Below are 12,923 nucleotides of genomic sequence, written 5' to 3'. Positions count from 1 at the left end.
AAAAAACCGTGTTCTACGCGTCGACGGCCTGCGCGGCGCGCTCCTGGACGTCGGTGACCTGCTCCTGCAGGTCCTCGACTTGGTCCTGGAGCGACTCCAGCTGGTCGCCCCACTGCTCGGCCACGTCGACCGACTGGGACTCCAGTTCCTCGTGGGCCTCGACGAGCAGCTGGACCTGCTCGTCGAGCGCTTCGACGTAGTCGGCCGCCAGCTCGTCGTAGGCGTCGGCGCCCTGCTCGTACTCGTCGGCGACGGTCTCGAAGACCTCCGCGTGGTTGTCGAGCAGGAAGTCGTACTGCTCGTCGACGGCCGCGCGGACCTCGTCGACGGTGCCGGCGGCGCCGGGCACCGAGGACTCGACGACGTCGAGGTAGCTGTGGGCGAGCGTCTGGGACAGCTCGACGCCGCGGCGCTGGGCCGAGCGCTGGCTGTCGAAGCTGTCGACGACGGCCTCGTTGACCGTCTGCTGGAAGTCGATGGTCTGCTCCAGCGCCTTCTGGCTCTGCTCGATCGTCGCGCGCTGCATCTCGAACGCCGTGGTGATGGGGGTGGTGTATGCCATGTGGATCACTCTCGGTTCCGCTTGACCGGGATGACGACGGTCTGGACGATGTCTCCCTCTTCGATGTCCAGCGCCTCGCGCTCGGCGTCGGGGATGGAGATCCGGCCGCCGGACTGCACGCGGGTCTTGAACGTCGCCGTCTGACTCATCGCACCGAGCTGGTTCATGTCCAGCCCGCCGGCACCCGCCTGCATCATCTGACTGAGGAACTCCTGCTGGGTTTCCATCGCCTGCTCACTCATCTCCTGCATCCCGCTGAACATCGTCGGCGGCCACGTCGGACCGTCGTTCTCGTCGGTCATCGGTCAACAGTATGTACATCCCTCGAACACATAAGCATTGCGCTGAATACCATCTTCTACCACTCAATACCATTCCATGGATCGGCGTACGTCTCAGTAGCCCTCGGGACCCGAATCGAACCGTGGGCCGCGAACGGTCCGAAGTGGCAGTCCCCCATCGACCACGAGCGGCGTTCGACCAGAAGCGACAGCAAAATGCAGTCGCGCTTCGCCGATCCTCGCTCACGCGCCGCTCGATAGGGCGCGGTAACGCGACGTTACTGCCCGCAGGTCGGGGGTCACAGACGCGGTGGGGCGCGGGTTTTCCTTCGCTGCAGAATCCGCCGATAGTAATCTCCCCGTATCCCGGAGAGACGCCTGAGAGACCGCTTCTCGGGCGATTCCGTGTGATCACGTACCACTACGTTTTAATAGCATCAAACCCAAACGAGGGTATCGATGAGTTCTGAACCGCACCGAAACGCGCTGCTTGACACGTGGACGGAGACGTCCTCACACATGTTCAACAGCGTGGTCGCGGCCAACCGGGCGGCGTTCGCGGCGTTCGGCGTCTCCCCGTCGTCCGACGAGGAGGGAATGGAGGCCGTAGACCGGATCGAGGCCGACGAGGACCTGCCCGAGTGGCACGTCGAACTGACCGAGACCGACCGCGGGAGCCTCGGCGTCGGCGACCGCGTCGAGTTCACCAAGACGATCTCCGACCGCGACGTCCAGTCGTTCGCCGCCGCCAGCGGTGACACCAACCCGCTGCACCTCGACGACGAGTTCGCGAGCAAGACCCGCTTCAAGGGCCGCATCGCCCACGGGACGCTCGTCGGTGGCCTGATCAGCGCCGGCCTCGCTCGCCTGCCCGGCCTGACCATCTACCTCTCCCAGGATCTGGAGTTCCACAACCCCGTCCGCCTCGGAGACCGCCTCACCGCGGAGTGCGAGATCGTCGAGGACCTCGGCGACGACCAGTACCGGCTCACCACTCGCGTCGTCGACGACGGCACCACGATCATCGACGGCGAAGCCGTCGTCCTCGTCGACGAACTCCCCGACGACGTCTGAGGATCTTCTGCCCCGTTCGACCCGTCTGCATCCGACCTGTCCGAGTGACTTCAGTCACCTATCTGACTCTGACTCCTCGGGCCCCCGGCGGTCATAGACGCCCTCGCCTTCCAGGCGAGCGCGCTCGCGAACCACAGCGGGCGTCCGGCACGTCCCCGGCGCACCGGTCACCTGCGGGACGGTGCAGTTGTTGCAACTCGCGCAGAGCGCCGCCGAACCCTCGCGTCGGCCGCGCTCGCCGAGCAGTCGCGCACCGAGGCGCGGTTCGGCGTAGAACGGCCGCCCCATCCCGACGAGGTCACAGGCCGGTTCCCCGCCGGACGCGCCCAGCAACTCGTCGCACGTCTCCCGTTCTCGGACGCCGCCCTCGCAGAGGACGGGCACGTCGACCCGCCTGCGGACCCGACGGCAGAGATCGGCGTTCCAGCCGGGCTCCCTGGGGAAGCGGCGACTCTGCAACCGGTTCAGCGCCGCGACCGCCCTGGCGCGCCGCGGACCGCCGAACGCCTCGGCGTAGTCGCTCCGGAGGTCCGCGGCCTCCCAGGCGCGGTCCGGATAGGCGCCCCTGACGACGCTCATGTCCCAGAACGTCGAGACCTCGACCGGGACCACGGCGTCGTAGCCGATCGCGGCGACGCGCTCGCAGATCCCGACAGCGTCGTCGCGCGAGAGGCGGCGACGGACGAACCGGGGCGCGGCCGTCTCGGCCGGCACTTTCGTCGCCAGCGGCACGTCGCCGGCGTGGTCGCGGACCGCGTCGTGGACGGCTTCCAGGAAGCGCACGCCGCCGCTCCCCGGCGGCTCGTCGGGGCCGGTGCCGAACTCGTCGTCGCGGCGGTTGTAGAACGGGGAGAGGAACTGCTGGACGACGCCCATGTTCGCGCCGGAGAGGTGGATCCCGTCGTACCCGGCGTCGGCGGCGTAGCCCGCCGCTCTCCCGAACTGCTCGGCGAGGTCGTACACCCCGGCCGTGGACATGACTCGCGGCTGGAAGTCGACGAGTCCCAGCCGGTCGAGCGCGCGCAACTGCGCGGGCGGCCGGGAGACGGCGAGTTCCTCGTGGTCCGGGTTCCGGGCGCGGTGGCCGGCGTGCCAGACGGCCATGCTCCGCAGGCCGCCGTGGGCCAACTGGACGAAGATGCGGCCGCCGTGGTCGTGGACGGCGTCGGTCAGCCGCGAGCAGCGCGCGACGAACGCCGGGTCGTGAAACCGGGTCATGTTCGGCGCCGCGCACCCGCTCTCCGCCGTGACGATACTGGCGCCCTGGAAGACGAGCCCGACGCCCGACGCCGCCGTCGGTTCGAGTTCGTCGACGAAGGTGTCGACCGCGTCGGGACCGTTGCCCGCGCACTCGAGCAGCGGCGCCCGGTAGAGGCGGTTGGGGATGTCGACTCCGCCGACGGACACGGGGTCGTCGAGCGTCGCCATACGGTGAGTAGTCGAGTTCGCAGGTTAAGCTTACTCCCGACGTATGCCGATGGTTACGGCGGCCGGCCGCCCGCGAACCGTCGCGCACCTATTTACCGCCGATCCGTCTCGGTCCGATCGGGGACCATGACCGATCGAATCCTGCTCTCGCTCGACGAGCGCACGTCAGAGGGAACCGGTGGGACAGCGGCGGCGATCGACCGCGCGCTCGACATGGCCGAACGCAGCGGGGGCGTCGTCCACGCGCTGTACGTCGTCGACACGGGCCGGTACGGGGAGCCGGCGCTGAGCAGTGCCGAAGTGCTCGTCGGCGACGCCGAGGACGCGGGCCGCGACCTGCTCTCGACCGTCGACGCGCGCGGCCGCGAGCGCGACGTCGTCGTCCGCACGCGCTGCTGCCACGGCCGACCGAACGAGGAGCTACCCGCTTACGCCAGCGAGATCGACGCCGACGCCGTCGTCCTCGCCGGCCGTCGCCGACCGGGGCGGGTCCGACGCGAACTCGAACGGACCGCCGACACCGTCGTCACTCCGGGGGCCGTCGTCGGTCGGTGACCGCCCCGGTCGAGGGAGTCCGTGGCACCGTCCCGAGGCCGTGAGACACTTCTCTCGTCCGACCGATGCGTAGGTATGCGCGTCGCAGTCGCCGGCACCTTCGGCCCGATCCACGACGGACACCGCGCCCTGTTCAGGAAGGCGCTCGAACGCGGCGACGAGGGCGTCCTCGTCGCGCTGACCAGCGACGAGTTCGCCCGCGGGAAGCGCGAGCGCCCGGTCCCCGACTTCGCGGCCCGCCGCGAGCGGGTCCGCGAGGAGGTCGAGGCGCTCGACGAGTGGGGTCGCCAGGTCGAGATCAGGAAGCTCCACGACGAACACGGCATCGCGTCGACGGACCCGACGCTCGACGCGCTGGTCGTGTCCCCCGAGACGGCGGGCGAACTGGCCGACATCAACGACGAGCGCGCCAGACGCGGCCTCGACCCGATGGAGGGGTTCGTCGTCCCGTTCGTCCGCGCCGCCGACGGCGAACGGATCTCCTCGACTCGCCTCGTGGCCGGAGAGATCGACGAACACGGCGGGCTCAGTGCGGGGGAAGACGAGAGTGAGAGTGGGGACGAGAGCAATGGTGGAGGCGAACGCAACGGCGGGGCCGAGAGCGCAAGCAACGGCGAAGGCGAGCGCGCAGACGGGTCCGAAGGCCGCGACGGGACCGATTGACGACCGGTCTCGACGCGCCGGGCGCGTCGGTCGGTCCGTCGGCGCTATTCCTCGGTGTCGTCCTCGCTCGCGCGGACCGTCAGCACGGGCACGTCGGCGGCGCGGACGACCTTCTCCGTGACGCTGCCGAGGAGATACCGCTCGATCCCGGTCCGCCCGTGCGTGCCCATCACGACGAGGTCGATCCCCTCCTCGTCGACGTAGTCGAGGATCGACCGGTGGGGCGTCCCGGTCGTGACCGAACCGACGGCGTCGACCCCTGCGTCGCGCGCCCGGGCCACGGCAGCGTCGGTGGTGTCCTCGCCCATCTGCTCGAACGACTCGGCGAGATCGACGGCCCCGGACTCCGGGCCGATCGCGGAGACGTCGACGACGTACAGCGAGTGGACCGTCGCGCCGAACTCGGCGGCGAGGTCGACGGCCTCGTCGTGGGCCCTCTCCGCACCGGCGCTCCCGTCCGTCGGAACGAGGATGTCCTCGTACATACTCGACCTTCGGCGCACGGACGTAAACTGGTGGCGCCGGTTCTCGATCTGCAGGAACCGCCCGCTCACTTCTCGACGTCGAGGAGCGCGACGCGCTCGCGGACGACGTCGGCGAGCGTCCCCTCGACCGCGTCGAGTTCCGCGTCGCCCACGTCGAAGAACTCGCGGACGCGATCGGGATCGAACTCACCGAGCGTCGCAGTCGGTTCCAGGGTCGCGGAGCCCTCGACGTCGCGCACGGCCGCAGCCGCGTCGCCTTCGGCTCCGGTTCCGTCGCCGTCCCCGGCGTCGACGAGGACGACGGCCGGACACTCGCCCTCGCTGACGCCGATCGCCAGCGCGCGGTCGATCTGGCGCGTCCCCGCGGCGTACAGCAGGATCTCGACGCTCCGCTCGCGCGCGACGTTCTCGCCGCGGTCGATCGCCCGGTCGGCGAGTTCGACCGCCCGCTCCAGGTGCGCGCGGTCGACCACGTACCGGGCGTCGAACGCCTGGACGGCGACGCCGTGTTCGTCGCCGATCTCCCCGAGTCGTGCCACGAACCCGTCCAGATCCTCGACCGTCGCGACGGCCTCGACGAGTTCCATCAGGCCTCACCCCCGTCCATCAGAAGTCACCCAGGCTCGACTGGTCTTCCTCCTCGTCCGGTTCGGCCGCGTCGTCGCCGCCGGCGCCGGCGTCGCCGTCCTCCTCCGGACGGGCGCTCGCGTCGGGGTCGACGCCGTCCATCGAGGGGTCGCGGTGGCCCGCGTTCTCCAGGACGGTCTCGGCGGTGCGTTCGCGGCCGCGGAGCGCGCCGAGGACGACCGACTTGTCGGCCTCGCGCAGGTCGGCGCGGTCCTCGATGCCGGCCTGATACAGGCGGCGGGCGCGCTTGCGGCCGACGCCGCGGACGCCTGCGAGGTCGGTCAGTTCCTCGCGGACGCCGTGTTCGGCGCGGACACGCGCCTCGCGGATGGCCGGCGCGAGCCCGAGCCCGAGTTCGCCCGCGAGCGACTCGGCGGCGCCCAGCAGCCACTGGGCGGTCTCGACCTTGCCGCGCACGTCGCCGGGGCCGACGCCGTAGCGGTCGGTGATCTCGTCCTCGTCGACCTCGCTGGCCCAGTCTTCGAGCAGGCGGGCGGTCTTCAGCGCCGAGAGCCAGTCCTCGAAGGCGGGGTCGAACTCGCTGGGCATCGACCCGAGGAACTCCTCCTCGCGCTCGAAGGCGAGCATCTGGTACTCCTCCTCGTCGCCCGAGCGCAGGTAGAGTTCGTACATGTCCGGGGTACGCGCGACGAGGTGGTAGAGGCCCATCGCGGTGGGATCAGGACGGTCCGCTTGTTCGTCCTCGTCGGCGTCGTCGGCCAACTCGCCGGCGGTCGTGAATCCCGGCGGCTCCTCGTCGGCCGCCGGTGCGTCGGCCGCCGGGGTCGCGCTTTCGGCCCGCGCTCGCCCCTCGCCGCGTTTCCAGGCGCGGAGGCCGTCGATTATCTCCGCGGCGCTCATCGGATCGAGGTAGAGTCGCGAGACGGTGTGGCCCAGCGAGGTGGCGGTCAGGTCGTCGCCGTCGCGTTCGAGGAACTCGTTCCGTTCGAGGTACTCGATCATGTCGTCCATCACGCGCTCCAGGCGACCCCGCTCGGTCGTCTGGGACGCGTACAGGGTCTGTTCGAGGAACTCCAGCAGGCCCTCGCGGGAGTTTGCGAACCCCGAGGCGACGGTGGCGAGGATGTGCGTGCGGAGCGCGGGCTCGGCGGCGAGCTTCGACTGGACGGGCTCGGGGTCGGCCCAGACGTACCGCTCGAACAGCTCGTCGAGTTCGTCGTGGCTGTTGGCGATCAAGAGCGCCTCGCCGTACGGGTCGAGGCCCGGCCGCCCCGCACGGCCCATCATCTGGTGGACTTCGAGCACCGAGAGCGGTTGCATCCCGCCGGCGGTGCCGTCGTAGCGCCGCCAGTCGCGGACGACCACCCGTCGCGAGGGAGTGTTCACGCCGGCGGCGAGCGTGGGCGTGGCCGAGACGACCTTCACGAGCCGGTCGCGGAAGGCGTCCTCGACGAGCGAGCGGTGGCCGCTGGCGAGGCCGGCGTGGTGGAAGGCGGCGCCGCCCTCGACGGCGTCGGCCAGGTCGTCGCTCGTGTCCGTGTCGCTCACGTCGCGGATCTCGTCGGCCACCTCGGCGAGTTGTTCCTTCTCGCCGGGCGTGAGGTGGGGTTCGACCGTGGAGGCGAGGCGACCGGCGGCGGCCTCGGCGTTGCGCCGCGAGTTGACGAACACGAGGGTCGAGCCGTCGTCTTCGAGCGTGTCGCGGACGATGGCGGCGGTCGGCTTCTCCGAGTTCCTGACCGAGAGCTCGCTCTGGCTCCCGTCTTCGAGGTGGAGCGCCTGGCCGTAGTGGACGCCCTTCTTCAGTTCGATGGGGCGCCAGTCCGAATCCACGAGGGCGGCGTCGAGCCACTCGGCGAGCGCCTCGGCGTTGCCGATGGTCGCCGAGAGCGCGACGGTCTGCAGGTCGGGGTTCAACTGGCGGAGCTTCGCGAGCGTGACCTCCAGCGTGGGGCCGCGCTCGCCGTCGTCGACGAGGTGGACCTCGTCGGAGACCACGCAGGTCAACTCGTCCAGCCACGGCGCGTCGTTCCGGACCAGCGAGTCGACCTTCTCGCTCGTGGCGACGACGATGTCCTTCGTGGCGAGCCAGCCCCCCTCGGACTCGTAGTTGCCGGTGGAGACGCCGACGTCGAGGCCGTACTGCTCGAACTGTTCGAACTCCTCGCGCTTCTCGCTGGCGAGCGCCCGCAGGGGGACGATGTACAGCGCCTTCCCCCCCGCGCTCGACCGAGGCGAGCATGGCGAGCGTGGCGACGAGCGTCTTCCCGCTGGCCGTGGGAACGCTGGCGACGAGGTTCTCGCCCTGCGTGACGCCGGCGTCGACCGCCTCGGCCTGGGGCGGGTACAGCGACTCGATGCCGTCGGCTCGCAGGTGCTCGGGCAACCAGTCGGGCACGCCCGGGATGTCCGCGACGTCCATTACTCGCGTGGTAGTGCGCTCCCTGATTTAAACTGTCGGACCATCTTTTTCGCTGGGGGGTCGCCTGCGGCGACCCCCAGCCAAAAACATGGGTGAAAAAGGCCGAACTCGCGTGCAGCGCGAGTTCGGTGTCTGCGAGAGTGTGCACCGCGAACGACCGCAGGCTCGTCAGGGCTCCGCTCTCACGGCGAACCGCGCTCGCTTCGCTCGCGCGGATACTCGACGGGGGGAGGAGAAGGCCGACCGCCGCACATACAGAGATATATGCGCGGTGGCCTATCGGAGAATAGATGGACCGTCGCCAGGCGCTCAGAAGTTTGGGAGTGGCCGGGAGTCTCGGGCTCGCCGGGTGCTCGTCCGTTCTCGGTTCCAGTGGGACCGTGCTCGGGCGGATCGAAGTCATCAACGCGTCGTTCACGGCACGGACAGTTCGGCTCGCAGTGGAGCGCGGCGACGAGACCCTGATCGACCGGCAGGTCTCGCTCGGTCCGGCCGACGCTGCAGACGGGTCCGCCTGGACGAAGATCCAACCGACGTGGTCGGACACACAGAGCCAGTACCGTATCTGGGCTCTCCACCTCGACGAGGAGGGGGAGCGAGCCTCCACGTCCTGGGAGTACACGGTCACGCGAGCGGACTACGACACCTACTACGAGGACGAGGCCGAGGACCCGGGATGTATCGGTGCTCTCGTGAAGATAGGCGACTTCTCCGAGGCGGAGTACCCCCCGATCGGAATCAGCCCGACGTACGTGGAGAATCCGTGCGGGACCGCGGATCGGACCCGGTGACCTCGCACCTGACGCGGCAAACCGCACCCGCCGCCGGGTCACATTCCGCTCGGTTCGGAACTCGTCGGATCGCGAACGCCGTCCCGCCATTCCTATGCCGTTCGCCGGTCAACTACCGCCATGCGCATCGAATACGATCGGGACACCTGTATCGGGATGTTCCAGTGCGTCGCCGAGTGGGACGGCTTCGAACGCGACAGCGACGCGGGCAAGGCGGTCCTCGTCGATAGCGAGGAGCAGGACGACGATATCTTCGTCCGCGAGGTCCCGGAGGACGCCGAACTCGACGCGAAGTTCGCCGCCCGGGCCTGTCCCGTCGACGCCATTGCCGTCTACGACGACGACGGCGAACAGATCGTCTGAACCGCTCACCCCCGTCGCCACTGGTTCGCTCCGAACGCTACTCGCGGTCTCCCGCCGGAGCTAGTACGGTCGATCGGCGGCCGCGGGAACGTCCAACTGCGCGGCGAGGTCGCGCCACTCGGTGTACTGAGTCGGGTCGCCGGGGGCGACGACGGCTATCGATCCGTCGCCCAGTTCCTCGACGCGCCGAACCGAGAGGCCGAGCAGCCTGTCCCTGCCGTACTGCTCGACCATCGGGGGCGTGAAGACCATCACCCACGCCGCGTCGTTGAACTCGTCGCTCCCGAGACTCTCGGCCGTCACCGGGTGGCGGTACCCGGCAGTGCCGTTTCGAATCCCGCTGCTCTGGTCGCCGCCCATCAGGTACCCGGCGGCGGGGCGCTCCGGGAGGTGCTCGTAGACGGTCACGAAGAGGTCGACGTACTCGTCGCGTCCCTCTCCCCGGGCGTAGGCGACACCGCCCTCGTACCGGTTAACGACGAGACACGAAAGGGGCGGAGTGATGGTCGCGCCCTCGGGCGCGTCCGGTTCGTACTCCGGCGCTTCGACGTGGAACTGGATGCGTTCGTCGTCGGCGAGCTGGATTCGCCTGTCGTCGATCCGTTCGAGGCCGTTCGTCGACGGGTCGAACTCGCCGAAGAGGCGCTGTTTCACCGCTTCTGCGCTCCCGTCTGGATAGACGAACGCGCCGTGTATGTTTCCCTCGACCATCGTTCAGGCGGACACGGGTGATCCCCCGGGACGAGTGCGGGTAACCGTTGGGTCGAACCCGCCGTCCGACCCAGTCGCGAAGGGCCCGACGACGAACAGATCGTCCCAACGGTTCGCGCCCTCGTCGGTCGCCTGTTTCTCAACCCTTGATAATACGCACCACTCTCCATCAATAGAGCCATTCAGGACCGAGAACTGGTCGAAACGGGGTTCGTACCACGTCATAGTTACCGGTCGGCCCCATTGAAGACAAAACTTTTTCAATACGGTGGTCCATAGAATCACCTAACCCAAGTGACCACTCGTGCCGGAAATGGAAACAGCGCAGTTCGAGACTGACCTCAGTCTCTTCAAGTACGACAACCTGGAACAGCTCCCGCCGGCCTACCGCGACCTGGACGAGGCCGAGCGGAGCGAACGCATCGAGGCCGCGCTCGACGAACTCGGCGACGACGTGGTGATCCTCGGCCACAACTACCAGCGCCGTGAGATCGTCGAGCACGCCGACTTCGTGGGCGACTCCTACCAGCTCTCGAAGGGGGCGGCGAACGCCGACGCCGACTACGTGATCTTCGGCGGCGTCACGTTCATGGCCGAGTCCGCGGACATCATCACCGACGACGACCAGTCGGTCATCCTCCCGAGCATGGAGGCGTCGTGTCCGATGGCCGGGATGGCCGAGGCGCTCCAGGTCGACGCCGCGTGGGCCGAGATCACGGGCGCCGCGCCCGACGAGGATATCATCCCGATCACCTACATGAACAGCTACGCGGACCTGAAGGCCTTCTGCGCCGAGCAGGGCGGACTGGTCTGCACCTCCTCGAACGCGCACAAGGCCTTCGAGTACGCCTTCGAGAAGGGCGACAAGGTCCTCTTTCTCCCCGACAAGCACCTCGGGGAGAACACGGCGTATCGGCTCGGCATGGAGGACGAGATCGCCGAGTGGGACCCGTGGGACCCCGAAGGCAAGGACGTCGAGGAGGTCGTCCAGAACGACATCGTCCTCTGGGACGGCTACTGCCAGGTCCACGAGCGCTTCCGCGAATCGCACATCGAGGACCTCCGCGAACGGCGCCCGGACGCCAACGTCGTCGTCCACCCCGAATGTCGCCGCGAGGTCGTCGAAGCGGCCGACGTGGTCGGCTCCACGTCGACCATCTGCGAGACGGTCGAGAACGCCGACCCCGGCGACGCGTGGGCCATCGGCACCGAGATCCACCTCGCCAACCACCTCGACCGCTGGCACCCCGAGGTGGAGGTGCTGCCCCTCTGCGGCGACGCCTGCATGGACTGCAACGCCATGCGGCAGATCGACCCCAACTACCTGACGTGGGTGCTCGAAGAACTCGTCGCGGGCCGCGAGCGCAACGTCATCGAGGTCGCGCCCGAGGAGAAGGAACTCGCACAGGTCGCCCTCGACCGGATGCTGGAGATCTAACGATGAGCGAGACCGAACTCGAAGACTACGACGACTACCGGACGACGGATGTGCTCGTCGTCGGCTCCGGAATCGCCGGCCTGGCCGCGGCGCTGGGCGCGGTCCGCGAGGGCGCCGACGTGACCGTCGCGACGAAGGCGACCCGCCCGGAGGGCGCCTCGTCGTGGTGGGCGCAGGGCGGCATCGCCGTCTCCCGGGACGACCCCGGGCAGTTCAAGGAGGACATCCTGGCCGCCAGCGCCGACACGTCCGACCCCGGCGCGGTCGACGTGCTCGTCGACGAGGCCAACGAGGCCGTCAACGACGTGCTGGTCGACACGCTCGGCGTCGAGTTCGACACCAGCGGCGCGGACGAGGGCGGCGAGGAGACCGCGGACTTCGACTTCGGCCGCGAGGCCGCCCACGACGAGCCGCGGATCCTCCACGTCGACGCGTCGACGGGCAAGCACATCCACGTCCCGTTCCTGAACCAGCTCGACGACCGCGACGGCGTCGAGATACTCGACGACACCGCCGCGCTCAAACTCGTGAGCCACGAGGGGCGCGTCCACGGCGCGTTGCTCGAACACGAGGGCGATGTCATGCCGACGTTCGCGGGGGCGACGGTTCTCGCCACGGGCGGCATCGGCGACCTCTACCCGCGCTCGACCAACCCCGACGGCTCGACGGGCGACGGCATCGCGATGGCCGCGCTCGCCGGCGCCGACGTGGAAGACATGGAGTACGTGCAGTTCCATCCGACTGTGTACCCCGGTGGCGAGGGCGCCAACGACGGTCCGTTCCTCGTCAGCGAGGCCGTCCGGGGCGAGGGCGCCGTCCTCCGCAACGGCGAGGGCGAGCGGTTCATGCCCGACTACCACGCGGACGCCGAACTCGCGCCCCGAGACGTGGTCGCCCGCGCCGTCCAGAAAGAGCGGGACGCCACGGGCGAGGTCGTGCTGGACGTCTCGCCGCTCGACTTCGCCGGGGAGTTCCCCGACCTCGTCGAGAAGTGCGAGGACCGCGGCATCGGCTGGGAGTCGGGCATCCCCGTCGGCCCCGCGGAGCACTTCCTCTGCGGCGGCGTCGACGTGGACACCTGCGGACGAGCGTCGCTCGACCGCCTCTACGCCGTCGGCGAGTGCTCGCGCACCGGCGTCCACGGCGCCAACCGCCTGGCCTCGACCTCGCTGCTGGAAGGGCTCGTCTGGGGGCTCCGCGCGGGCGGAGACGCCGCGGATTACGACCCCCAGGTCGTCGAGGCGCCGGAACTGCTGGACCGGGACCCCGCGCTCCCCGACAACTTCGCCCGCGAGAAGTTCGTCCGCCTGCGCCGCGTGATGGACGAGTACGTCGGCCTCCGCAGACATCCCGACGACCTCGGTCGCGCGCAGGCGGTCCTGCGACGACTCAAGGGCGAGGTCGACGCCTACGTCCGCACGCGGACCTCGCGGTCGCTGTACGAACTCCGCCACGCGTCGGTGACGGCCCTGCTCGTCGCGCGGGCCGCCGCCGAGAACGAGGAGTCCGTCGGGACGCACAACCTCGTCGAGGAACCCGCGACGACGCGGGCCGACTGAGCC

Annotated in this window: 13 protein-coding genes and 2 pseudogenes; 7 read left to right on the top strand and 8 right to left on the bottom strand. The window is 69.4% G+C overall.

Annotation, left to right across the window (positions count from 1 at the left end):
• Nucleotides 1-13: 13 nt before the first annotated feature.
• Entirely contained in the window at nt 14-562 is a 549-nt protein-coding gene (locus tag PSC72_RS17415; protein WP_274322693.1) for a hypothetical protein, read from the bottom strand.
• 5 nt (nt 563-567) lie between these two features.
• Nucleotides 568-864: an AbrB/MazE/SpoVT family DNA-binding domain-containing protein gene (locus tag PSC72_RS17410; RefSeq protein ID WP_274322692.1), complete on the bottom strand. Its 297-nt coding sequence runs from the start codon at nt 862-864 to the stop codon at nt 568-570.
• A gap of 498 nt (nt 865-1,362) precedes the next feature.
• On the opposite strand from PSC72_RS17410, the gene PSC72_RS17405 reads away from it, so the two are divergent.
• Nucleotides 1,363-1,917, top strand: a complete 555-nt coding sequence (locus tag PSC72_RS17405; protein WP_274326195.1) for a MaoC family dehydratase — start codon at nt 1,363-1,365, stop codon at nt 1,915-1,917.
• A 54-nt stretch (nt 1,918-1,971) separates the two neighbouring features.
• Here PSC72_RS17405 and PSC72_RS17400 read toward each other — a convergent pair whose 3' ends face one another.
• Nucleotides 1,972-3,345, bottom strand: a complete 1,374-nt coding sequence (locus PSC72_RS17400; protein WP_274322691.1) for an oxidoreductase — start codon at nt 3,343-3,345, stop codon at nt 1,972-1,974.
• Between the two features lie 126 nt (nt 3,346-3,471).
• Here PSC72_RS17400 and PSC72_RS17395 point away from each other — a divergent pair, with 126 nt between their 5' ends.
• Both PSC72_RS17395 and PSC72_RS17390 read left to right on the top strand, forming a co-directional pair.
• Nucleotides 3,472-3,900, top strand: coding sequence for a universal stress protein (locus PSC72_RS17395; RefSeq protein WP_274322690.1), 429 nt, complete (start codon nt 3,472-3,474; stop codon nt 3,898-3,900).
• Nucleotides 3,901-3,975: 75 nt separating this feature from the next.
• Nucleotides 3,976-4,422: pseudogene (locus PSC72_RS17390) on the top strand (phosphopantetheine adenylyltransferase); the annotation flags it as partial.
• Nucleotides 4,423-4,607: 185 nt separating this feature from the next.
• On the opposite strand, the gene PSC72_RS17385 reads toward PSC72_RS17390, so the two are convergent.
• The 3 genes and pseudogenes from PSC72_RS17385 to PSC72_RS17375 all read right to left on the bottom strand — a co-directional run bounded on the left by PSC72_RS17385 (nt 4,608) and on the right by PSC72_RS17375 (nt 8,058).
• Entirely contained in the window at nt 4,608-5,048 is a 441-nt protein-coding gene (locus tag PSC72_RS17385) for a universal stress protein (protein ID WP_274322689.1), read from the bottom strand.
• Nucleotides 5,049-5,113: 65 nt separating this feature from the next.
• On the bottom strand, nt 5,114-5,635 hold the full coding sequence (gene cgi121 / locus PSC72_RS17380; RefSeq protein WP_274322688.1) for a KEOPS complex subunit Cgi121: 522 nt from the start codon (nt 5,633-5,635) through the stop codon (nt 5,114-5,116).
• 19 nt (nt 5,636-5,654) lie between these two features.
• Nucleotides 5,655-8,058 (bottom strand): annotated as a pseudogene (locus tag PSC72_RS17375) (ATP-dependent DNA helicase).
• Between the two features lie 290 nt (nt 8,059-8,348).
• Between PSC72_RS17375 and PSC72_RS17370 the strand changes: the two are divergent.
• Both PSC72_RS17370 and PSC72_RS17365 read left to right on the top strand, forming a co-directional pair.
• A complete protein-coding gene (locus tag PSC72_RS17370) occupies nt 8,349-8,849 on the top strand; it encodes a hypothetical protein (RefSeq protein WP_274322687.1) in 501 nt (166 codons plus the stop codon).
• Nucleotides 8,850-8,969: 120 nt separating this feature from the next.
• The gene (locus PSC72_RS17365; RefSeq protein ID WP_274322686.1) at nt 8,970-9,212 is read left to right on the top strand and encodes a ferredoxin; all 243 of its coding nucleotides are present in this window, start codon (nt 8,970-8,972) and stop codon (nt 9,210-9,212) included.
• 60 nt (nt 9,213-9,272) lie between these two features.
• Here the strand turns inward: PSC72_RS17365 and PSC72_RS17360 are convergent, their stop codons facing one another.
• Together PSC72_RS17360 and PSC72_RS17355 are read right to left on the bottom strand one after the other, a co-directional pair.
• Nucleotides 9,273-9,923, bottom strand: a complete 651-nt coding sequence (locus PSC72_RS17360; protein ID WP_274322685.1) for a hypothetical protein — start codon at nt 9,921-9,923, stop codon at nt 9,273-9,275.
• Nucleotides 9,924-9,926: 3 nt separating this feature from the next.
• Nucleotides 9,927-10,148, bottom strand: a complete 222-nt coding sequence (locus PSC72_RS17355; protein WP_274322684.1) for a hypothetical protein — start codon at nt 10,146-10,148, stop codon at nt 9,927-9,929.
• 79 nt (nt 10,149-10,227) lie between these two features.
• Between PSC72_RS17355 and nadA the strand changes: the two genes are divergently transcribed.
• Both nadA and PSC72_RS17345 read left to right on the top strand, forming a co-directional pair.
• Nucleotides 10,228-11,361 carry a quinolinate synthase NadA gene (nadA, locus tag PSC72_RS17350; RefSeq protein WP_382261808.1) on the top strand — a complete coding sequence of 378 codons (1,134 nt, stop codon included), beginning with the start codon at nt 10,228-10,230 and terminating at the stop codon, nt 11,359-11,361.
• A gap of 2 nt (nt 11,362-11,363) precedes the next feature.
• Nucleotides 11,364-12,920 (top strand): L-aspartate oxidase, encoded by a 1,557-nt coding sequence (locus tag PSC72_RS17345; protein ID WP_274322682.1) that lies wholly within the window; start codon nt 11,364-11,366, stop codon nt 12,918-12,920.
• Nucleotides 12,921-12,923: the final 3 nt, after the last annotated feature.

It is taken from the genome of Halosimplex aquaticum, assembly GCF_028747785.1.
Taxonomy (GTDB): Archaea; Halobacteriota; Halobacteria; order Halobacteriales; family Haloarculaceae; genus Halosimplex; species Halosimplex aquaticum.
The sequence above is the reverse complement of the archived record's forward strand: the minus strand, read 5'-3'. Positions and strand labels throughout refer to the sequence as shown.

Bases quoted from the DNA above. Each gene is read 5' to 3' on its own strand.
- PSC72_RS17415 (WP_274322693.1), bottom strand. From the start codon at position 562: ATGGCATACACCACCCCCATCACCACGGCGTTCGAGATGCAGCGCGCG.
- PSC72_RS17410 (WP_274322692.1), bottom strand. From the start codon at position 864: ATGACCGACGAGAACGACGGTCCGACGTGGCCGCCGACGATGTTCAGC.
- PSC72_RS17405 (WP_274326195.1), top strand. From the start codon at position 1,363: ATGTTCAACAGCGTGGTCGCGGCCAACCGGGCGGCGTTCGCGGCGTTC.
- PSC72_RS17400 (WP_274322691.1), bottom strand. From the start codon at position 3,345: ATGGCGACGCTCGACGACCCCGTGTCCGTCGGCGGAGTCGACATCCCC.
- PSC72_RS17395 (WP_274322690.1), top strand. From the start codon at position 3,472: ATGACCGATCGAATCCTGCTCTCGCTCGACGAGCGCACGTCAGAGGGA.
- PSC72_RS17385 (WP_274322689.1), bottom strand. From the start codon at position 5,048: ATGTACGAGGACATCCTCGTTCCGACGGACGGGAGCGCCGGTGCGGAG.
- cgi121 (WP_274322688.1), bottom strand. From the start codon at position 5,635: ATGGAACTCGTCGAGGCCGTCGCGACGGTCGAGGATCTGGACGGGTTC.
- PSC72_RS17370 (WP_274322687.1), top strand. From the start codon at position 8,349: ATGGACCGTCGCCAGGCGCTCAGAAGTTTGGGAGTGGCCGGGAGTCTC.
- PSC72_RS17365 (WP_274322686.1), top strand. From the start codon at position 8,970: ATGCGCATCGAATACGATCGGGACACCTGTATCGGGATGTTCCAGTGC.
- PSC72_RS17360 (WP_274322685.1), bottom strand. From the start codon at position 9,923: ATGGTCGAGGGAAACATACACGGCGCGTTCGTCTATCCAGACGGGAGC.
- PSC72_RS17355 (WP_274322684.1), bottom strand. From the start codon at position 10,148: ATGACGTGGTACGAACCCCGTTTCGACCAGTTCTCGGTCCTGAATGGC.
- PSC72_RS17345 (WP_274322682.1), top strand. From the start codon at position 11,364: ATGAGCGAGACCGAACTCGAAGACTACGACGACTACCGGACGACGGAT.